This window comes from Veillonella ratti (assembly GCF_003992115.1).
GTDB classification, from domain to species: Bacteria; Bacillota; Negativicutes; order Veillonellales; family Veillonellaceae; genus Veillonella_A; species Veillonella_A ratti.
In genome coordinates, this window is the sequence record NZ_RQUX01000021.1 from 1 (window position 1) to 20,820 (window position 20,820).

Consider the following 20,820-nt stretch of genomic DNA (forward strand, 5'->3'; position numbering starts at 1 on the left):
GTGATTTTCATTTCTCTGATCCATATCCTAACTATCTCTGGGATTAAATTACCAACTCAAAATGTCCTATAACCCGTAAATTACTCACAGTTAAAAGATGTTGAAACATTAGCCGGTAAACATACCGTTGTAACGGTTGAAGGTGGTACTGCAGCGGGAACAGAAACTTATGCGGGTACTAACTTGCAGTTAAAAGAAACTACAACGGATGGTCAGAAATCGTATGACTTGAAATTAGCAGATATTATTTCTATTGGCGCTAAGAATGGTGTTGATGGTAAAGACGGTAAAGACGGCTCTATCGGTGTAAACGGTAAAGACGGTTCTTCCGTGGTTATTAACGGCAAGGATGGATCTATCGGCTTAACGGGTCCTGCTGGTGCTGACGGCACAGATGGAAAGACGATTACTATCAAAGGCCTTGACGGTAAAGATGGTGTAGATGGAAAATCTGTTGATCGTATCGTAGTTAATGATCAAACAGTAGCGACTATGAATGACGGCATGAAATACGGTGGCGACTTCGGTACTACATCTGCTGTAAAACTTAATAATCAAGTTAATGTAAAAGGCAATGCAACTAACGAAGCTGACTTAACTGATGGAAATATCGGTGTCGTATCCAGCCAAAAAGGCGACAATGGTCAATTGTTGATTAAGTTGAACAAAGACTTGAACCTCACCGATAAAGGCTCTGTAACTATGGGTAACACTGTAATTAACAACAGCGGCGTTATCATCGGCAGTGGTACATCTGCTGTAAAACTTACTGATGGCGGTTTAAATAATGGCGGTAAACAGATTACGAATGTGGCCAGTGGCACAACCGGTAAGACGTATGACACCACTAAAGACGGTCAGGCAAGCTGGAATAACGCAGCCAATATCGGCGATTTGAACACGGCTATTAATGACATCAAAGGTCAAGCAAACGGCGGCTTCGGTTTAACAGCTGATGACGGCAAGTCTGTAAAACAAGATTTAGGTCAGACGATTACAGTAACGGGCGATAAAAACATCGAAACGAAAGTGACCGAAGACGGCAAGTTACAAGTTGGCTTGAAAGATAATCTGAATCTTGGTCAGAATGGTTCCATTACAGCCGGCAACACAACTATCGATAAAGGTGGCGTTGCTACTGACAAGATTACTGTTAAAGATTCCGGCATTTCCATCGACAAAGATGGCATTAATGCAGGTAATACGGTGATCAAGGACGTAGGTAGCGGTCTTGGTAACAACTATGACACAACTGTAGAAGGTCAAGAAAACTGGAATAACGGTGCTAACATCGGCGATATCCATACTATTGTTGATAATGCAACGGAAGCTTCTAAAGCTAAGTCCGGTAAAAATATTACCGTTGATAAAGATAACAAAGTTAACTTGAACGATAATATTACTCTTGGTGATAAGATTGATCCAACTAAGCAAGTTAACATCGATGGTAACGGCGCAACTGTGACAGCCGGCAGCGGGGACAACCAGGTTAAGATGGATGGTTCTAAAGGCCAAATTTCCGCAGGCGGTGCAGTTCTTGGTAATCATGAAAACACAGCAGGTGACAAGAATCCGGCAAACGGCAGTTACCTCAACGGCTTGGACAATACTAAGTGGGATGGCCAAAACATTCAGTCCGGTCGTGCGGCTACGGAAGATCAGTTGAAAGCGGTTAATGATAAGATTACCGGCGCCCGTGTATTCGAAGGTGACGATGGTACCGATAATAAAGTGACTGTTGGTCTTGGCGACACCTTAAAACTTAACGGTGGTGCTGATACTTCTAAGTTATCTAGTGGTAATATCGGCGTCGTAAAAAATGCTAACGGTGATGGCCTCGATATTAAACTTGCCAAGGACTTAACCGGCCTTGATAGTGTAACAACCGGCAATACGACTATTAATAATAGTGGCGTTACCATCAAGACTGTAGACAGTGATCGTACGATTACTATCCAGGATAGCAATATCAACATGGGCAACAATGTGGTGAGCGGTGTTGCTGATGGTGTTGTTGCGCCGGGTTCCACCGATGCGATTAACGGCAGTCAACTTGCACAACGTGACCAGGCTATCAATAACATTGGTGGTGCGGTGAATAAATTAGATAACCGCATTAACAAAGTCGGTGCCGGGGCAGCAGCTCTCGCAGCCCTTCATCCGCAGGACTTTGATCCGGATGATAAATGGGATTTCGCATTTGGCTACGGCCACTATAATGGCGCGAATGCCGGTGCGCTTGGTGCTTTTTACAAACCAAATGAAGATACGACTTTCTCCATCGGTGGCACTATCGGCGGTGGTGAAAACATGATTAACGCCGGTGTATCCTTCAAATTAGGTCAAGGCAACAATGTGTCTAATTCCCGTGTTGGTGTGGCTAAAGAAGTGAGAGATCTTCGTGCCGGTATGGCCAAACTTGAAGAATTAGTTAATAATCAAAATGCTGTAATTAATCGTCAAAGCGAATTGATTAATCAATTGACCGGTCAAAATCCGGGCAGACTTCAGGAAGAAAACAGCGAACTCTTCCCTGATGTTCCTGATAATCATTGGGCATACGAATACGTGACTAAACTTCATGAACTGGGCATTGTTGAAGGCTATCCTGACGGAACCTTCGGCGGCGATCGCATGATGACTCGTTATGAATTTGCCACAATCGTGTATCGTGCCATTATGGCAGGTGCGGCTTCTAATGCGGCTCTTAAGGGTGACAACACCTTAAGTCGTTTGGCTAAAGAATTCTCGCCGGAACTCAAATATATCCGTATTGACACGGTAAGAAAAGACAAAGATGGTAATCCAACTATCCAACGTGTCCGTATCGTTCCGGAAAATAAGGATAAATACTAAGAAGTATTGATGTTTTAATGAATTGTTAAAAGGGTATTGATTAGTTTTGAAAAATTGGGTCGTAACATAATGTAGGTTTTAACTTGCATTGTGTTACGACCCTTTTTTCGTCATATCTTCATTGGCGAATACCCCAAGATGTGGTAACATAATATAATAATATAGGAATAAATAGAAAGGCCGGCACGGATTTTTGACAAGTATTAATCGTGTGGTCTATATGATCTAAATAAACTACAGCAGGAGGAATAACATGTCTGCATTTATACCATATTTAGTAGTGTTAGGGGTTATCGTCGTATTTTTCGGCGTATGCTATTTAGTATTTCGCGATAGCGATAAATCGGAAAAGACAAACGGTGCAGTCGCCGACAATGTAAGCAATCGAGATTATTATGAGCGTAAACGTCGTGACCACGGCGCCGCTTACTATCGTGAGGGTGCAAAACAGAATAGAGACAATTATAGCACCGGCAGTGCAGTTGGTAGCATTCGTCAAGAGGCAGGCAATGGGCAGCAAGAAACATCCGATAAAGAAATGGCAACGACTTTTGTGCCTTTATCCAATCGTCAAATGGAATCCGATTTCCATAATGCGATGACGGAACCGTCGGCATCGCGGTTCGGTTCGGCCCATGATGATTCAGCGGAAAGCAGTTTAAACCGTGACATAGTGTCTGATTTGGACATTACGAAGCCTATGCTTAAAATTCCGACCGAACCGCCAACAGCCGCTTTAGATGACAGCGAATTAACGCGTCGTATTCATCGTGTGACACCGACTGAAGCAACGTCGGAGGAAGTAGCAGATGATGCAACTCGTATCATTCCGATTGTGCGTGACCATGCAGGTTCTGATGCGGTTGCTCATGGCACCGGTCGCGGTGCAAGCCATATCGGCTATGGCGAGCCGGACATGTCCGACTTAATTACCCTTGGCACATCGCACTTCATGAGTTCTTTCGGTGCCGTTAGCGCAAGCACTAAAGAACAGGTGTTGGATATTACCAAAACGGCTTTCGACCGCTTAGGTATTACGGCCAGTGGTGAATTAAATGCCTTGTTGGAAAATATCGTGGTGCAGGAAGCCTTGCTTTGTATGCAAAAAGCCTACGCTACAACGCCGACGGTGTGGATGAAGGAAACCGCTATTGAGGCCTTTGTTGACGTAGTGCAGCAACCTAAATCCAGTACGCCGTACTTGGTAGCTTTTGACGCTTTGCGCATCTTGCCGCATTTGCAGCTCGGTCATTTTCAGATTATGGCCTTGGCGTTATTGCTTCAATACTCCCGCAACTCCAATAACTACAGCTTGGAACATCTACAGCATTATGTAGATAAATATATCGAGCCGTTCTTGTCCGAATTGCCAAGGGAAGAAGCTATGTATCGTCAATTGGATTATCTTCGTTGCTCCATTCAAGAGCCGGAACGTAATACCTTCTGGGATATTATGGTTCATTCCTATCCGCTCGTATTCGGTTATGCCGGTTTTGGCAAAGACGAATTGACCCGTGCCTTGCGCGGTAATTATTTGGATGCCCGTTATGTGGTGAAAAGTGTAAACTCTCCGCTTCTTAAATTAGCGGTTGTTGATGAAGGCTTGGCACCGCGTTACTTCCAGATGGCTCATTTGGATAATCCGGAAATTCAGCAACACATTTTAGGGTTGGCGATGAGCAAACCGGTTGATTTTAACTCAACCGAACGCAAACAGGTATTGGAATACATTTCACCGGTATTGCCTAAAGTGGCTGAAATGTATGACTCCATGCCACTTAGCCATTCCAGCTTGACCCTCTTGGGACTCTATTTAGGGCGTGCCCATGTGAAAGTAACCATTGGTGAAGAGTTCGATTTGTCCCCTTGGTTCTAAAAAATCCATTGTGTATATGTAAATAACAGATTATAGATGTACTATATATGTATATAAATAAAGAGTGTACCTCCGAGTCGAAACTCGATGGTACACTCTTTTTTAAAAGCTATACTCGTTAATCGCATTTAAATCCAATAGCTTAACTTTTTTACCTTCAAACTCGATTATCTTTTCATCCTGCAAGCGTCCCAGTTCGCGACTCAAAGATGTACGAGATACATTGAGCACATCTGCCATTTCTTGGCGATTGTGGGGCAGGCGAATGGGGTTTTGTTTTTGGTAAGTATATAAATCGTCAAAGTAGGCGAAAATTCGTTCACGCATCCCTTTTAAGGATAAATAGTGAACCTTACGGGTGAGGGCCAAGGCTTTTTCAGACATGTCATGCAACAGATTGGTCAGAATTTGCACCTGGCAGGCATCGCAATTGTTGAACGATGTGGTGAAGGCCGATTTTGGCAAAAACAAAACCGTACTGTCCAAGGTGGTTTGGATGGTGGCCGGCCAATTGGGCATGTCCGTAAAGAGGATGGCCTCGCCGAACATGGCGGACGGTGTGAGATCGGTCATAATCGTTCGCTGGCCTAAGACGTTTTCACGGGTCAGGTGAGCATGACCTTTGAGTAAAATGCCAATCCCTTCCATGGGTTCGCCGGCAATGGCGATAAAACTATTTTTTTTATAATTGGATATAGATAAGTTCGGTGAACTTAAGAAGCGACGTAACTGTTCTTCCGAAAGGTCGCGAAATAAGGGACTGCTGCTGAGCACAGCCAGATATTCCGTTACAAGTTCAGTAGATAATCCGATATGCATAGGAGCCTCCTTAATATAAAATTTTTGTAAATGTTGCCATAGCTACAGTTTTTTACCTATAAGTATACTATACTTTAAATGTAGTCACAAAGTAAACAACTTGCGATAAGTGACAATTTGATTTTGTAATAAGCAAGTATTTTATATTTTTTGCTTTCTTACGAGTGATAAGAAAGTACCGTATCGGGAGAGTCCCGAAGAAGGAGGCTATTATGAGTATGTTTTGTTTCCAATGTGAACAGTCTGCAAATCCTGGTGGTTGTACAGTACAAGGCGTATGTGGTAAAACAGCGCCGGTAGCTAACAAACAGGATGAGTTGACGTCCGCCTTAATCGGTTTGGCGCGTGCTTGTGATGCAAAAGGCGCTTCCGCTAAGGAATATCAATTGTTAAAACAGGGCTTGTTCATGTGCGTAACAAACGTTAACTTCGACGAAGAACGCGTTCAGGAATTCATCAACCGTGTAGAAGCAGCTCGTCAGGCTATTGACGCTACGGCTCAAGACTTTGATTGGGAAGCTCTTTGGGTAGGCGAAGAAGATATCATCTCCTTGCGTTCTACTTTATTGCTCGGCATGCGCGGTATGGCAGCTTACGCTTGGCATGCATCCGTACTCGGCTATGATGATGCTGAAGTAGATGCTTGGTTCGTAAAAGGCCTCGTTGAATTTGCTAAAGATCACAGTGCTGATGAATGGCTCGCTTTGTTGATGGAATTCGGTCACATCAATCTCAAATGCATGGCCTTGCTTGATTCCGCTAACACAGAAAGCTATGGCACACCGGTTCCGACTAAAGTGTCCTTGACTGTAGAACCTGGTCCATTCATCGTAGTAACCGGTCATGATTTACATGATCTCAAAATGTTATTGGAACAATCCGAAGGTAAAGGCGTTAACATCTATACTCATGGTGAAATGCTTCCTTGCCACGCCTATCCTGAACTTAAAAAATATGCTCACTTAAAAGGTAACTTCGGTACTGCTTGGCAGAACCAGCAGAACGAATTCGACGGCGTTCCGGCAGCCTTCTTATTCACTACTAACTGCTTAATGGTTCCTCGTGAATCTTATGAAGACAACATTTTCACAACCGATATGGTAGGCTTCCCTGGTTTGAAACATGTGGAAACTAACGAAGACGGTACAAAAGATTTCTCCGCAGTGATTGAAAAAGCGCTTGAACTCGGCGGTTACAGCGAAGCTCAAGAATTCACCGGTATCAACGGTGGTCACGAAGTAACTACCGGTTTCGGTCATGGCACCGTACTCAGCATTGCCGACAAAGTAATCGATGCTGTTAAAGCCGGCGCTATTAAACATTTCTTCTTGGTTGGCGGTTGCGACGGTGCTAAAGTAGGCCGTAACTACTATACTGAATTCGTAAAACAGACTCCGAAAGACACTGTTGTATTGACTTTGGCTTGCGGTAAATATCGCTTCAACGACCTTGAAATTGGTGAAATCGGTGGTATCCCTCGTATGCTCGACATGGGTCAGTGTAACGACGCTTACTCCGCTATTCAGGTAGCCGTAGCGCTTGCCGGCGCGTTTGAATGCGACGTAAACGACTTGCCGTTGACTTTAGTATTGTCTTGGTACGAACAAAAAGCGGTATGTATCTTGTTAACCTTGTTAGCATTAGGTATCCGCAACATCTACATCGGACCTACTTTGCCAAAATTCTTATCCAGCAACGTATTGGGTATCTTGGTAGAAAAATTCCAGTTACACCCAATCACGACTCCGGAAGCTGATATGAAAGCTATCCTTGGCAATAACTAATATATAGGTTATATTTGTCTGATAAATAGTGTTTGAGATATCAGAATAACTGTGTGACCTCGCAGTGTTGTCCATCTGGCAATTACTTCTGTTTCTCAGTAACTATCAATTAAAATTTCTCATAGCTCCCTCTATAGAGGGAGCTATTTTTTATATTTTTCTATGCAGTGGGTACTTTTTTGAATAATTCGTTCACCTGCTGTGTACCTTGCAAACCGCGTAGCAATAGGCTTTATGAGCAAATGAGAATCTTAAAAGAAGTAATATGCATAAAAAGTATGGCCGTGTCTATTCTATGGAAACAAACTATGGTATAATACAAATTAAGGAAATTCAAGGGTTTACCCTGAATTAGTTTGTGAGAAATGCACAGTGTAGGTGTGATAATGTTTTCTTAGGGAGGACATAAATGAGTAGTATCTTTGAGATTATCGGACCGGTTATGATTGGTCCATCCAGCTCTCATACTGCCGGAGCTGCCCGTTTAGGTAAAATGGCTCGCTCTATTTTCAAAGAGCCCATTGAACGCGTTGATTTAACCTTATATGGTTCTTTTGCCAAAACCTATAAAGGTCATGGTACGGACCGTGCCTTGGTAGGTGGTCTTTTGGGATTTGATGCGGAAGACGAACGTATTCGTGACGCATTTAAAGACGCCGCTGAAGCTAATTTGCAGTATCAGTTCATTGAATCGTCTGAAGAAGGCGGTCATCCGAACGAAGTTAAATTCGACCTTTACAGCAAAGACGGTCATCATATGAGCATTGTAGGCCGCTCCCTTGGCGGTGGTCGTATTTTGGTGACAAATGTAAACAATTTGGAAGTGGAGATTTCCGGTGAAGACTTTACTATTTTGACATTCCATCATGATTGTCCGGGGGTTATTGCTTGGGTAACGAGCCGCCTTGGTCAAGCAAGTGTTAATATTTCGACGATGAAAGTGTTCCGCAAACGTAAGCATTGTGAAGCTGTTATGTTGATCAATACGGATGAGCCGGTTGATACACAAGTTATGGCGGATATTCAGAATCATAAAAGTATTTCCTCCGTTATGTATTTTGAACCTTTGGAAAAGGCGGTAGCAGAATGAGTTATTTATATGATACATTAGCCGACTTGGCGCATTTGAGCGATACCCATAATTTACCTATGTGGGAAATTGTAATTCGCGCCGAAATGGAAGCGTCCGGTCAATCTCGCGAAGCCATTGAGAAAGAAGCTTTGCGTCGTATTCAGATTTTTAAAGATTCCGTTGTCAACGGTATTGAAGACCGTAAACGTACGGTGAGCGGTATGTCCGGCGGACAGGCCCACGTTTTGTTGGAACATACGCCGCGCTTAATGAGCCCGACAGCTTATAAAGCCTTAACGTATGCGATTGCGGTTAATGAAGCAAATGCCAAAATGTTCCGTGTCGTAGCCTGCCCTACAGCCGGTTCCTGCGGTGTTATGCCCGGTACGATGTGCGCTGTAGCCGAAGAGTTGAAGCTTGATGATGAGGCTATGTTACGCGGTTTCTTCATGGGTGCCGGTATCGGTAACGTTATTACGAATCAAGCCTGTGTAGCCGGTGCCGTAGGCGGCTGTCAGGCCGAAGTAGGTTCCGCTGCCGCAATGGCGGCCGGTGCCGTGGTAGCTATGCTTGAAGGCACTACTAAACAAGCTATTAATGCAGTTGCGCTTTGCCTCAAAAATGTATTGGGCTTAGTATGTGACCCGGTTGGGGGCCTCGTAGAAGTGCCTTGCGTAAAACGTAACGGTATTTATGCCGTTCATGCCCTTAGTGCCGCTGAAATGGCTATGGCCGGCTTGATCAGCCAGATTCCGGTTGATGAAGTGATTGAAGCGATGGACCGGATCGGTCGTGCGTTGCCAAGCACATTGCGTGAAACCAGTGAAGGTGGTTTGGCCACTACAGAAACCGGTCGTCGCATTGCTAAACAATTAGCGGAAATGTAAGAGTGCGTCATTAAAACGTCTTTATGAGGAAACTCATAAAGGCGTTTTTTTATTATTCAGCCACCTCGAAAGGGTGAATTCAATACATGGGTATGTTATAATAAATTATCGTGATAAGAGTGAGGTGATATGGGTGAGTTGGTTTACATCAAAGAAAATAACGTTAGAACCGAGCGGTGAAATCTGGCAAGGTGCGACGCGGATTTTGCGTGCTTTAGCGGATGCCGGGTTCGAAGCCTATGTTATTGGTGGTGCGGTGCGAGATTTGGTGCTCAAACAAACACCTCATGATTATGATATTGTAACGAAGGCAAGACCCGATGATATTATAGATATTATGGCTAAGGCCGGTTTTAATACGACCGGTGTAGTCGGTAAGTCTTTTGGCGTGGTTGTGGTGATGGTGCCGGAAGGCAGTTATGAAGTCGCCACATTCCGCCGCGAGCGCTATGGTGCGGACAGTCATCGCCCGGAAGAAGTGGTATATGCCGATACGCTTGAAGAAGACGTGGCTCGTCGCGATTTTACGGTGAATGGCATGGCCATGACCGCTCAGGGTGAAGTGATAGATTTAGTGGGCGGCCTTAAAGATATTAAAAGTCGTACTTTGCGTACCATTGGTAATGCGGAAGAACGATTTCAAGAAGACGCGCTACGTTTATTTAGGGCTTGCCGTTTTGTGGGCAAGCTCGGTTTTTTGCCACACCGCAGCTTATTAGATGGTATGGCGCCTAACTTTAAACGCGTAGAAGGGCTCTCCTTGGAGCGTGTTCGTCAGGAACTGGACGGACTCTTGGTCACACCTCATACGGCCAAAGGTCTTGATGTTTTGGTTCAGTCCGGCTTGGCCGATTGTCGCTGTCGCGTACTCATGAATGGTGAATATGAGTTAGTTCCGATTTTGCCGGAATTGCATCATTTGGTGGGATTACCGCAGCAACCGGAATTTCATGCCTATGACGGCTGGGTTCACACCTTGGCCGTAGTGCAGGCGATTAAGCCTGATCTGACATTGCGTTGGGCTGCTTTATTGCATGATGTGGCCAAAGGCATGGATGGCATTCGCGGTTTTCACAATGGCCGTATTACGGACCGTGGCCATGATCAATTGGGCGCTCAAATGGCAGAAGTTATTTTGACACGTTTACAATACCCCAAAAAGATGGTGCAGCGCGTAGCATGGCTCGTCAGCAGTCATATGCGCTTTCACTTTTTTGCCAATAATCAGGATGCCGACCCTTGGCGCTGGATGCGTAAAGAGGCTCAGAGTGGCCGCTTTCGTAAAAGCAGTGAGTTAAAAGAAGCGGTACAGCAAATGGCTGAAGTGTGTGCTGCCGATGTTATCGGCTGTGGCCGGCCCCATAGCAGTACCGATGGTACATACGCCATGGGCGAATGCCTGGCGGCGATAACGGAGTCGATGCCGATTCATACGCGCGATTTGGCGTATGGGCCTGAATTGCCGGCCCTATTGGGTGACAAAACAGGGGAGATATTGCAAGCATTGTTAGTTCAAGTGCGTAGCGGTCAAGTTGCGAATGAACCGGAGGCCTTAATGGAGGCGGCTAAGCGTAAACTGGCTCGTAAAGCACGTAAGGAGTAATAGGGATTCATGATTACTAATAAGGATCAGAAAGCCTTACAAAATAAAATATTTCTAATTCTCGTGATTTTTTCCGGCGTAATGGTTCTCTTAGCCGGGCGTTTGTTATGGCTCCAGGTGTTTGATAACAGTCAATTGGATACGAAGAATTTAAGTCAGGTAAAAGAAGAACGTAAACTTCAATCGCCACGCGGCACGATTTTTGATCGCAACGGGAATCCTTTGGCCATCAGTATCGTGACTCGTTCCTTGTATGCGGATCCGAAGATGATTAAACAGTCGCCGGAAGAAATTGCGAAGCTTATTGCGCCGTATACGCGTATTAAGGAAGAGACCATTGTCAAACGGCTGCAAGAAGATACAGCGTTTATTTGGCTTGACCGTATGATGGATCCGGATAAATCGAAAGCGGTTGATCAAGTTATAAAGGATAATGAACTTGTAGGCCTTGATTTCGTTAATGAAAGTCGTCGTTTCTATCCTAACGGTAATTTGTTGGCTCAGGTGCTTGGTTTTGTAGGCACCGATGATAAAGGGCTGGACGGTTTGGAAATGCAAATGGATGATACTTTGCGCGGTGGTACGACTAAAGAGTTAATTGCTACGGACTCACATGGTACCGCTATTTTTGGCTCTGTATTATCGCAGTTTTTGCCGGAAAAAGAAAAAAGTATCACCTTAACGATTGATACGACGGTTCAGTTTATTGCGGAACGGGCTTTGGATAAAGCCATGGCGGATACGAAGGCGACGGGCGCCAGCATTATTGTTATGGATCCGAAGACGGGCGAAATTTTGGCAATGGCTAATCGCCCGACCTATGACCCGAACCACTTTGATAAAGGGAATGATAATTCTTATAAAAACCGCGCTGTTACCGACATGTATGAACCGGGCTCTACCTTTAAACCGTTGACTGCCTCGGCGGCGTTGGCTTCCGGTAAATGGACTGTGGATACCGTTTTTAATGATACCGGTTCGTTTGTTGTGGGAGACCATACGATTCAGAACTGGGATGGCGAAGGCAACGGCCCGGTTCGTTTGTTGGAAATCTTAAAATATTCCCTCAATACCGGTATGGCTAAGTTGGGTATTACGACCGGTAAAGAGATTATGGATAAATATCTCCGGGCTTACGGATTCGGCAAGGCCACAGGTATTGAGTTGCCGGGTGAAGCGGAAGGTCAGCTCCGGTCGTTAGATGATATGTCTCAGCTTGATTTGGCGACAATTTCGTTTGGCCAAAGTGTTAACGTTACCCCGCTCCAAATGGTACAGGCCTTTAGTGCCATTGCCAATGGCGGTAAAATGATGAAACCGCATATTATTAAGAGTATTAATAATCCGGATGGCTCGGAAGAAGAGATAACTCAAGATATGTCGGCGGGTCAACCGATTCCGGAAGATGTGGCCAAGACAATTCTTGATATTTTGGAAAAAGAAGTATCCGAAGGGGGCGGCAATAAGGCGGCCGTTGACGGTTACCATTTTGCCGGTAAAACCGGTACGGCTGAAAAACTGGATCCGGAGCATGGCGGTTATTTAAAAGGGCGTTATATTGCGTCCTTCATCGGCATGGGTCCGGTGGAAGATCCACGGTTTGTAACGCTCATTGTAATTGACGATCCGAGCGGCACCTACTATGGCGGTCAAATTGCAGCACCTGTTTTTAAAGACATTATGAGTCAGCTGGTGCGTTACTTCCAGTTGTCACCATCGGTAACGCGTGAAAAAGACTTGAAAGGGCAGAGTGATACTCGTCCGGCTAAACCGAGCGTTGAAAAAGCGCCTGATGGTAGCGTTATCATTCCTGATTTTACCGGTTGGACGACCGGTGAAGTGCGCGATTGGCTCCATGACGCAGGTTTACAATTTGCTCCTGACGGTACCGGTTATGCAGTATCTCAGGATATCCCCGCCGGTGGTGAAGCCGAAGCGGGCGAAGCGGTAACAGTTTATTTTAAACGATAAAGATATTGTTATATATAATTAGGAGGCGTTGGCATGATTGAATTACGTGGCAAAGCTGTGGCGGATGCCCACAAAGCAGTGTTAAGTGAGCGTTTGGCAGAACTTCAGGCAAAAGGTATTGTGCTGAGTTTAGGCATTTTATTGGTAGGCGATGATAAAGCGGCGCAAATGTATGCTCGTTTTATGGAAAAAACTGCCAAGAGTGCCGGCTTTGGTGTTGAAGTAGAACATTTGTCGGCTGATGCATCCCAAGAGGAAGTACTGAGTGTTGTTAAACGGTGGAATGAAGATGACCGCATTTATGGTGTCTTGCCGTTGATGCCGATGCCACCGCAGGTAGACCCTGATGTGATTATTGAAAGCCTGGATCCCGGTAAGGATATCGACGGTCTTACGGCGCGCAATATCGGCCTTGCCAGCTCCGGTAAAGGCGGGTTCTGGCCTTGTACACCGCTCGCTTGTATGGCCATTTTAGAACATTATAAAATTCCGTTGGCCGGCAAACATGTTGTCGTTGTCGGTCGCAGTCAGGTTGTAGGTAAACCGGTAGCATTGCTCCTGTTGGAACAACATGCGACGGTTACTCTTTGCCATTCCAAAACGACAAATTTAGAGGAACATTTAAAGCAAGCTGATGTAGTGGTAGCTGCTGTGGGCCGAGCTCATGTTATTACCGGTGATATGCTAAAACCGGGCGCTACCGTTATCGATGTAGGCATTAATGATTTAGACGGCAAGACGGTAGGCGATGTAGAGTATGCCTCGGCTATTGAAGTGGCCGGCGCTGTTACGCCCGTACCGGGTGGCGTAGGTTCGGTAACGACTACGATGTTATTAGAAAATATTTACGAGGCCTATCATGCACGAAATGTCAATCGCTGAGGGAATTGTTGATATTGCCCTCGACACGCTAAAAGCTAATGAGGGCCACGTAATTCACGCTATTCAATTAAAACTCGGCGTTATGTCGGGTGTTGAACCGGATGCATTACAGTTCTGTTTTGATTCGGTTACTAAAAATACGGCCGCCGAAAATGCGGTTTTGCAAATTGAAATGATACCGCTTTGTGGCAAATGCCTTGATTGTGACAAGGAATTTTCCGTCACCGATTATGTATTTAAATGTCCTCATTGCGGCAGTTTGGCCATTTCCACCATAACAGGCCGCGAATTGCAAGTGGCGTCAATCGATATGGATTGATATGGTCCGTGTATATAGATTAAGAGTGAGGTAGCTATGGAAGTAAAAGTTATGACCAATGTGCTGGCCAAAAATGATGCTATTGCAGCTGATTTACAGCGCTTGTTTAAAGAAAAAAATATATTTGTTTTTAATTTATTGGGCTCACCGGGAGCGGGCAAAACCTCACTGCTCGAAGCGACCCTTAAGGAGCTCGCTGAAGAGTATTCACTCGCCGTAATTGAAGGCGATTTATATACCGCAAAAGATGCGGAACGCATTCATAAATTGGGCATTCCCGTTTTGCAAATCAATACGGTTGGCGGTTGCCACTTGGATGCGAAAATGATTGAAGATGCCTTGTCTGAACTGGATTTAGATAAGCTTGATATGATTATTATAGAAAACGTTGGGAATTTGGTGTGTCCTGCTGAGTTTGCCATTGGCGAAGCTATGAAGGTTACCGTGCTATCCGTTACGGAAGGGGAAGACAAGCCGCTCAAGTATCCTTTGATTTTTAAAGAATCGAAGGCGGTGTTGTTGAATAAGGTGGATTTGTTGCCGTATATTCCGTTCGATAAGGAAAAAGCCGTTACGGATATTAAGAACTTAAATCCGGAGGTTAGCCTTTTTGAAGTGAGCTGCACTGCTAAAACGGGTTTAACCGAATGGACGGATTGGCTTAAAGCTCAGATAGAAGCGGTACGAAAGGGGTAGTTATGAAACAATTACGGCGTATTTCATTGGCAGTTCTCATAAGCAGTGCCTTAACGGGCGGAGTTTTTGCAAATGGAACAGCTGATTTGGTTATGGACCCGGCCGATACTTGGGCACCGGAGAAGGCGGCCGTTAATAAAATGGCGGTGCGTTTGGCGGAAAGTATCGAGGCTCAAGAGAGTGAAAAAACCGGCATTGATTTGACGGCTATCGGCAAGAGTTATACGGCTGACTCTTTGGAAGCTTTGTCGGAAAAGGACTTTGCTATCGGCAAGCTGATTCTCGGTGCTGATTTTAGAATCTTAACGGGCAAGGACAGTGATTGGGAAGCATTGCTCGGTGGTCCTTTGAGTGATCGTGATGCGGCTGCCGGTGATAAAACGGCTACGGCCACTAAAGCGGCTACTGATACGGCTGATACCACTAAGGGCGCTGAGGCTAACGAAGCGGCTAAAGCTGATGCTGCAAAAGGTGACGATAAAGACGGTGATACTAAAGGTGCCGCTGAAGATGCGAAAGCTGATGCAGCTAATACAGCTAATACAGCTAATACAACTAATGCCGTTAAGACTGATTCTACCGATGCAGGAAAAGGTACTGATGATGCGGTAAAGGACGCTGGTGAGATTAAGCTTTTAGCCGATGACGCTAAGAAATCTAAAAAGATTCGTCCCGCAAAACCGGAGGTTAAACCGATTACCGTGAAAGATATGTTTACCACCTATACCGGTAAAGACGGGAGCTTCACCGTGTACACCGGCGTATACGGTCCTAATTCGGGCACTTTAAACGGTCATTTGGGTGACGGTGATACTTTGCGTCGTGAAGGTCTGGATTATACGTTTGCCCCTCAAACCATCACGAATATTCACATCACCGAAGGAACGGCTGAGACGGTTCGCGATATCGGTATCGGCAAAACGCGCGGCACAATCCTCTTTGCTTACGGGGCTCCGCAAGGCATGTGGCGGGATGCTAAAACGGGAACTGTAGCGCTTATTTATAAATATGAAAAAAGTAAAAATTCTGTAAAAAGTAAGAAGGAATTTGCGTCGCCTGTGGCGAAAGATAATGATAATAGAGAAGGCACACCGCTTACAACTAATGGTATTAATGCTCCGTCTTCGCAGTATTTAGTGTTTACACTAAAGAATAATAAAGTAAGCGCTATCGATATGATTGACGGCCAGGTGTGGTCGCGTCTTAAGCTACCGGCTGTGCAGGAACAGTATTACAAAGCCAACCAATTGACGGCTGATGATTTTAGTCTCATGGGCTATCGGGTGAATGAACCATTCGTTTCGAATCAGGATGAACAATGGCAACAACGAGGCTTTTTATATGACGATGAATTCATTGCCTACGACGATGTTTTGGTAGGCTATGACAAAAATCAGATGGTAGTGCGGGCGATGATTACCAAAAGCACGGCTTTGACGCGCCGCGGCATTTCGATTGGCGACAGTAAGTATTTATTGTTATATTTATATGGCATGCCTACGAGCGTGGAAACGGATACCGCGGCTAACGGCGATCCGCTCATGATATATACTTACAAGAACCCTGACTCGGCATACAGCTATTTGTTGTTTACAGTGGGTGAGAAAGACAATTTTATAAAAACGGTAATGTTGTCAGACAGACCTAACAAAGAATTGAGTAAGTAGGCTTTCGGTAAAGGAGGATGACACATGGTAACAGCACAGGACATCAAAGAACGATGGAATTCTCTGCAGGCGGATGAAGAACGGATTTTATTTATTGTCGGCGGTCCCGGCTCCGGGAAAAGTAAATTAATCCGCGAATTGGCAGAGCAAGACGGTTGGAAGTACATTGAAGCAAAAGAACTTATTGACGATGAGTTTTTGGAAGTAGCTCGCGATTTACGTCCCGATATGGCGAAGGACGTTATGTGTGAAGCTCTAAAGGCGTGCGGTTCCGATGTAATTTTACTGGATAATGTTAATGTATTGTTTGCACCAATCTTAAATTTGAAGCCTATTGAATTATTAAAGACAATCAGCACCATGTATCCAATCGTAGTGGGTTGGCGCGGTCGCTTTGATGGTGAAAATTTGTTCTTGGAACATAACAATAATCCTAATTATTTCTCCTTTAAAGTAGAAAAAGCAGAACGTATCGTATCTATTGACTAAGTTTTAATAATAGCGTAAGATATGTAATTGTAAATGACGATAAAGAGTCTTTGCCCGGTATAAGCCGATGGTAAAGGCTCTTTGTTTCGGTGGGAAGTTTGATTACCGTGTAAACTGAAGATTTAGTAGAATATTCGAGAATATTCGGTGGGAAGTACGGTTTGCAGGCGAGCCGAAAATTTTGTGAAAAAATTAGATTTAAACTATAGACACAGTAGGTAAAGTTTGTTATAATAAATTGTCAGGTGGTCGCCTGGCTTTTTTAAGTTGCCCAAAACTTGACATGCTTGCCCTGCTGTGGTAGGCTATATAAGCATATTTGTTTAAGGCAAGTTTATTTTGAAGTGAGGTGTATCCGGATGCGTAATGCAGTGACTATGGCATGTACTGAATGCAAACAACGTAACTATCAGACGAACAAGAATAAGAAAAACAATCCTGATCGTATTGAAATGATGAAATACTGCAAATTCTGCGGTAAACATACGTTACATCGCGAAACGAAATAATTCGTTTCATCCAATTAACCCGATGATTTAAGGATGTGAAATGATGGCAGGATCCAATTCTACAGCACCGCAGCAGCGTCGTGGCGGCGTAGGTCGTATGGCGCGCGAAATGAAAGCGGAACTCAAAAAAGTAGTCTGGCCGACAAGAAAAGAGCTCATCAATTACACGATTGTAGTATTCGTTACCGTAGTATTTATCTCCGCCTTAATCGGCGTTGTAGATGCTATCTTTAGCGAATTATTCCAGTTGTTGATGCGTGTTGTCGGATAGGAGGCCTTTCCGTGGAAGCAGAAAAGAAATGGTATGTTATACATACTTACTCAGGCTACGAAAATAAAGTAAAAACTAATCTTGAACGTAAGGTTCAATCCATGGGCATGGAAGATACGATTGGTCGTATTTTAGTGCCTGTTGAGGATGAAATTGACGAGAAAGATGGCGTTAAAAAAGTTGTAAAACGCAAAATCTTCCCCGGCTACGTAATCGTAGAAATGGAAGTAAATGATCGTTCCTGGTATGTAGTACGTAACACACCGGGTGTAACAGGCTTCGTAGGCTCTGCTACCAAACCGGTACCGTTATCTGATTCCGAGGTTGAATATATCCTCAAATCACAGGGGCTGGATCAAGCACCAAAGCAAACGATTGATGTCGTAGTAGGCGAAACAGTGCGCATTACTTCCGGTGCCTTTGAAGATAGATTAGGTACTATTACTGAAATCAATCACGAAAAACAGACATTGAAACTTGATGTGGAAATGTTCAATCGTGAAACGTCGGTAGAGGTAGATTTTTCTCAAGTTGAGAAAGATCTTTAATATATACAATATAACTCTAAACTTTTTAGGCGGCTTGGTGGTCGCCAGTGGGAGGAAATTTTTCCGTTACCACCACATTTTGAGCACAAGGAGGTGTAATCACCATGGCTAAAAAAGTTACAAAAATTGTAAAACTTCAGTGTGAAGCAGGAAAGGCTAGTCCAGCGCCACCTATCGGCCCGGCTCTTGGTCAGGCAGGTGTTAACATTATGGCGTTCGTTAAAGAATTTAATGAACGTACAGCACAGCAGGCTGGCTTAACTATTCCGGTTGTTATTACTGTATTTGAAGATAGAAGCTTCACTTTCGTTACAAAAACTCCACCGGCAGCTGTACTTTTATTAAAAGCAGCTGGTATCCCTAAAGGATCCGGTGTCCCTAACCGTGACAAAGTAGCAAAAGTTAGTCGCGATAAAGTTCGTGAAATCGCTGAACTCAAAATGCCTGACTTGAATGCAAATACTGTAGAACAAGGCATGCGTATGGTAGAAGGTACTGCACGCAGCATGGGCATTGTAATCGTTGATTAATTAGCGTACGACGTGTGCCAATGAGGGCACATATCGGTGGGAGGGAATTCCCGTTAAACCACATAAGGAGGATTTTAGAATGGCAAAAGTAGGTAAGAAATACGCTGAAGCAGCTAAACTTATCGAAGCCGGCAAATTCTACGAACCAGTAGAAGCTGTTGAGCTCGTTAAGAAAACTGCGACTGCTAAATTCGACGAAACTGTTGAAATCTCTTTCAACTTGAATGTCGATCCTAAATACGCTGATCAACAAGTTCGTGGTGCAGTAGTTTTACCTCATGGTACTGGTAAAACTAAACGCGTCCTCGTATTTGCGAAAGGCGAAAAAATTAAAGAAGCGGAAGATGCTGGTGCAGATTTCGTAGGTTCTGAAGAATTAGTAGCAAAAATCCAGGGTGGCTGGAGCGACTTTGACGTTGCTGTAGCAACTCCTGACATGATGGGCCAAGTTGGTCGTTTAGGTAAAATTTTGGGTCCTAAAGGCTTAATGCCAAACCCTAAAGTTGGTACTGTAACGATGGACGTAGCTCGTGCTGTTAACGAAATTAAAGCCGGTAAGATCGAGTATCGTACTGATAAAGCAGGTATTATCTCCTGTGCAATCGGTAAAGCTTCTTTCGATGATGCAAAATTGCTTGACAATTACCGCACTATCGTTGATACTATTATTAAGGCTAAACCGGCAGCAGCTAAAGGTCAGTACATTAAATCTGTAACCTTGAGCTCTACTATGGGCCCTGGTGTTCCACTTAACGTATTCAAATTGACTACTGTTACGAAGGAACAATAATTAGATATGTTCTCTTAGCTGTAGACCGCAGGTATGTATAATGGATGTAAATCCGCCCGCTGAGGCTGACACCGATTTCTTATTTTAGAACGGTTCCGACCTCATCGCGTTGGCGGTGAGGTCGTTTTTTACGCTAAGATAGTACATAGAGCATCACCAAAATCTATAAGGAGGTATTCTAATGGCTGTCACTACACAGAAACAGGCAATCGTTGCACAGATGAAAGAAAATCTTTCTGAAGCAAAGGGGGCCGTACTTGTTGGTTACCATGGCTTGACAGTAGCTCAGGTAACTGATTTACGCCGTAAATTCTTGGCTGAAGATGTAGAGTACAAAGTAATCAAAAATACATTGACTCGCATTGCAGTTAATGAATTAGGTATTGAAGGTTTCGCGGAGCATTTGGAAGGTCCAACTGCGTTGGCTATTTCCAAAACTGATGCAGTAGCTCCGGCACGTATCATTGAAAACTTCATTAAAGACACTAAAACTGAAGCAATTGACGTTAAAGTAGGTCTTGTTGAAGGTAAATTAATCAATGCTGACGAAGTTAAAGCGCTTGCTAAATTGCCTAACCGTGAAGGTATGCTTTCCATGCTCCTTTCCGTACTTCAGGCTCCAATCCGCAACGTGGCTTACGCTGTAAAAGCGGTTTCCGAAGCAAAAGACGAAACTGTAGCATAATCGGTAATTTAAACATATTACTACCAAATATAATTAGTGGAGGAACTAAATCATGGCACTTAACATTGAAAACATCGTTGCTGAATTAGAACAAGCAACCATCCTTGAATTAAATGATCTTGTAAAAGCTATCGAAGACAAATTCGGCGTAACTGCAGCTGCTCCTGTAGCTGTTGCTGCTGCTGGCGGTGCTGCTGGCGCAGGCGAAGAAAAATCTGAATTCGACGTAATCTTGAAAGACGCTGGCGCTGGTAAAATCAACGTAATCAAAGTTGTTCGCGAAGTAACCGGTCTTGGCTTGAAAGAAGCTAAAGCTGTTGTTGACGGCGCACCTGCTCCTGTAAAAGAAGGCATTGCTAAAGCTGACGCTGAAGCTCTTAAAGCTAAATTGGAAGAAGCTGGCGCAACTGTTGAACTTAAATAATTTAAGTTTAGCATCATAGCTTAACAAATCAAGCACCCTGTGGCTTAGGCCATGGGGTGCTTTTTTATGTTAAAAATTTGTTTAAGATTATCTACAAAAGACAGATGTATACAGATATACCCCCTTGTTGAGTCTTTCCTAC

General features: G+C 44.2%; 20 protein-coding genes. 19 read left to right on the forward strand and 1 reads right to left on the reverse strand.

The features are described 5' to 3' along the window. Positions 1-183 precede the first annotated feature (183 nt). Positions 184-2,856: a beta strand repeat-containing protein gene (locus EO124_RS08610; protein ID WP_241230695.1), complete on the forward strand. Its 2,673-nt coding sequence runs from the start codon at positions 184-186 to the stop codon at positions 2,854-2,856. Between the two features lie 253 nt (positions 2,857-3,109). Beyond that, the gene (locus tag EO124_RS08615; protein WP_127059197.1) at positions 3,110-4,732 is read left to right on the forward strand and encodes an LPO_1073/Vpar_1526 family protein; all 1,623 of its coding nucleotides are present in this window, start codon (positions 3,110-3,112) and stop codon (positions 4,730-4,732) included. Positions 4,733-4,834: 102 nt separating this feature from the next. Here the strand turns inward: EO124_RS08615 and EO124_RS08620 are convergent, their stop codons facing one another. Beyond that, positions 4,835-5,551, reverse strand: a complete 717-nt coding sequence (locus EO124_RS08620; RefSeq protein ID WP_021840449.1) for a Crp/Fnr family transcriptional regulator — start codon at positions 5,549-5,551, stop codon at positions 4,835-4,837. 212 nt (positions 5,552-5,763) lie between these two features. Between EO124_RS08620 and hcp the strand changes: the two genes are divergently transcribed. The 17 genes from hcp (at position 5,764) to rplL (ending at position 20,678) form a co-directional block, all read left to right on the forward strand. Then, positions 5,764-7,335 carry a hydroxylamine reductase gene (gene hcp, locus EO124_RS08625; protein WP_127059198.1) on the forward strand — a complete coding sequence of 524 codons (1,572 nt, stop codon included), beginning with the start codon at positions 5,764-5,766 and terminating at the stop codon, positions 7,333-7,335. Between the two features lie 409 nt (positions 7,336-7,744). After that, positions 7,745-8,425, forward strand: coding sequence for an L-serine ammonia-lyase, iron-sulfur-dependent subunit beta (gene sdaAB, locus EO124_RS08630; protein WP_127059199.1), 681 nt, complete (start codon positions 7,745-7,747; stop codon positions 8,423-8,425). Continuing rightward, the gene (gene sdaAA / locus EO124_RS08635; protein ID WP_127059200.1) at positions 8,422-9,294 is read left to right on the forward strand and encodes an L-serine ammonia-lyase, iron-sulfur-dependent, subunit alpha; all 873 of its coding nucleotides are present in this window, start codon (positions 8,422-8,424) and stop codon (positions 9,292-9,294) included. The genes sdaAB and sdaAA overlap by 4 nt, the downstream gene beginning before the upstream one ends. A gap of 181 nt (positions 9,295-9,475) precedes the next feature. Continuing rightward, positions 9,476-10,897: a CCA tRNA nucleotidyltransferase gene (locus EO124_RS08640; protein ID WP_127059214.1), complete on the forward strand. Its 1,422-nt coding sequence runs from the start codon at positions 9,476-9,478 to the stop codon at positions 10,895-10,897. Positions 10,898-10,906: 9 nt separating this feature from the next. Next, on the forward strand, positions 10,907-12,868 hold the full coding sequence (locus tag EO124_RS08645; protein ID WP_127059201.1) for a penicillin-binding transpeptidase domain-containing protein: 1,962 nt from the start codon (positions 10,907-10,909) through the stop codon (positions 12,866-12,868). 33 nt (positions 12,869-12,901) lie between these two features. Further along, complete coding sequence (locus EO124_RS08650; RefSeq protein WP_127059202.1) at positions 12,902-13,750, forward strand: bifunctional 5,10-methylenetetrahydrofolate dehydrogenase/5,10-methenyltetrahydrofolate cyclohydrolase; 849 nt, start codon at positions 12,902-12,904, stop codon at positions 13,748-13,750. Further along, a complete protein-coding gene (gene hypA, locus EO124_RS08655) occupies positions 13,728-14,069 on the forward strand; it encodes a hydrogenase maturation nickel metallochaperone HypA (RefSeq protein ID WP_021840604.1) in 342 nt (113 codons plus the stop codon). Before EO124_RS08650 ends, hypA begins: the two co-directional genes overlap by 23 nt. A 36-nt stretch (positions 14,070-14,105) precedes the next feature. Further along, on the forward strand, positions 14,106-14,765 hold the full coding sequence (gene hypB / locus EO124_RS08660; protein WP_127059203.1) for a hydrogenase nickel incorporation protein HypB: 660 nt from the start codon (positions 14,106-14,108) through the stop codon (positions 14,763-14,765). Between the two features lie 2 nt (positions 14,766-14,767). After that, a complete protein-coding gene (locus EO124_RS08665; RefSeq protein WP_127059204.1) occupies positions 14,768-16,432 on the forward strand; it encodes a hypothetical protein in 1,665 nt (554 codons plus the stop codon). 24 nt (positions 16,433-16,456) lie between these two features. After that, a complete protein-coding gene (brxF, locus tag EO124_RS08670; protein WP_021840601.1) occupies positions 16,457-16,921 on the forward strand; it encodes a BREX-3 system P-loop-containing protein BrxF in 465 nt (154 codons plus the stop codon). A 359-nt stretch (positions 16,922-17,280) separates the two neighbouring features. Further along, positions 17,281-17,430: a 50S ribosomal protein L33 gene (gene rpmG, locus EO124_RS08675; protein WP_006555618.1), complete on the forward strand. Its 150-nt coding sequence runs from the start codon at positions 17,281-17,283 to the stop codon at positions 17,428-17,430. A gap of 40 nt (positions 17,431-17,470) precedes the next feature. Continuing rightward, positions 17,471-17,701: a preprotein translocase subunit SecE gene (gene secE / locus EO124_RS08680; protein WP_241230696.1), complete on the forward strand. Its 231-nt coding sequence runs from the start codon at positions 17,471-17,473 to the stop codon at positions 17,699-17,701. Positions 17,702-17,712: 11 nt separating this feature from the next. Further along, on the forward strand, positions 17,713-18,249 hold the full coding sequence (nusG, locus tag EO124_RS08685; protein WP_021840599.1) for a transcription termination/antitermination protein NusG: 537 nt from the start codon (positions 17,713-17,715) through the stop codon (positions 18,247-18,249). Positions 18,250-18,353: 104 nt separating this feature from the next. Continuing rightward, the gene (gene rplK / locus EO124_RS08690; RefSeq protein ID WP_006555621.1) at positions 18,354-18,779 is read left to right on the forward strand and encodes a 50S ribosomal protein L11; all 426 of its coding nucleotides are present in this window, start codon (positions 18,354-18,356) and stop codon (positions 18,777-18,779) included. Positions 18,780-18,858: 79 nt separating this feature from the next. After that, the gene (gene rplA, locus EO124_RS08695; protein ID WP_006555622.1) at positions 18,859-19,569 is read left to right on the forward strand and encodes a 50S ribosomal protein L1; all 711 of its coding nucleotides are present in this window, start codon (positions 18,859-18,861) and stop codon (positions 19,567-19,569) included. Between the two features lie 181 nt (positions 19,570-19,750). Beyond that, positions 19,751-20,254, forward strand: coding sequence for a 50S ribosomal protein L10 (gene rplJ / locus EO124_RS08700; protein ID WP_006555623.1), 504 nt, complete (start codon positions 19,751-19,753; stop codon positions 20,252-20,254). Between the two features lie 52 nt (positions 20,255-20,306). Further along, positions 20,307-20,678, forward strand: coding sequence for a 50S ribosomal protein L7/L12 (rplL, locus tag EO124_RS08705; protein WP_006555624.1), 372 nt, complete (start codon positions 20,307-20,309; stop codon positions 20,676-20,678). Positions 20,679-20,820 lie beyond the last annotated feature (142 nt).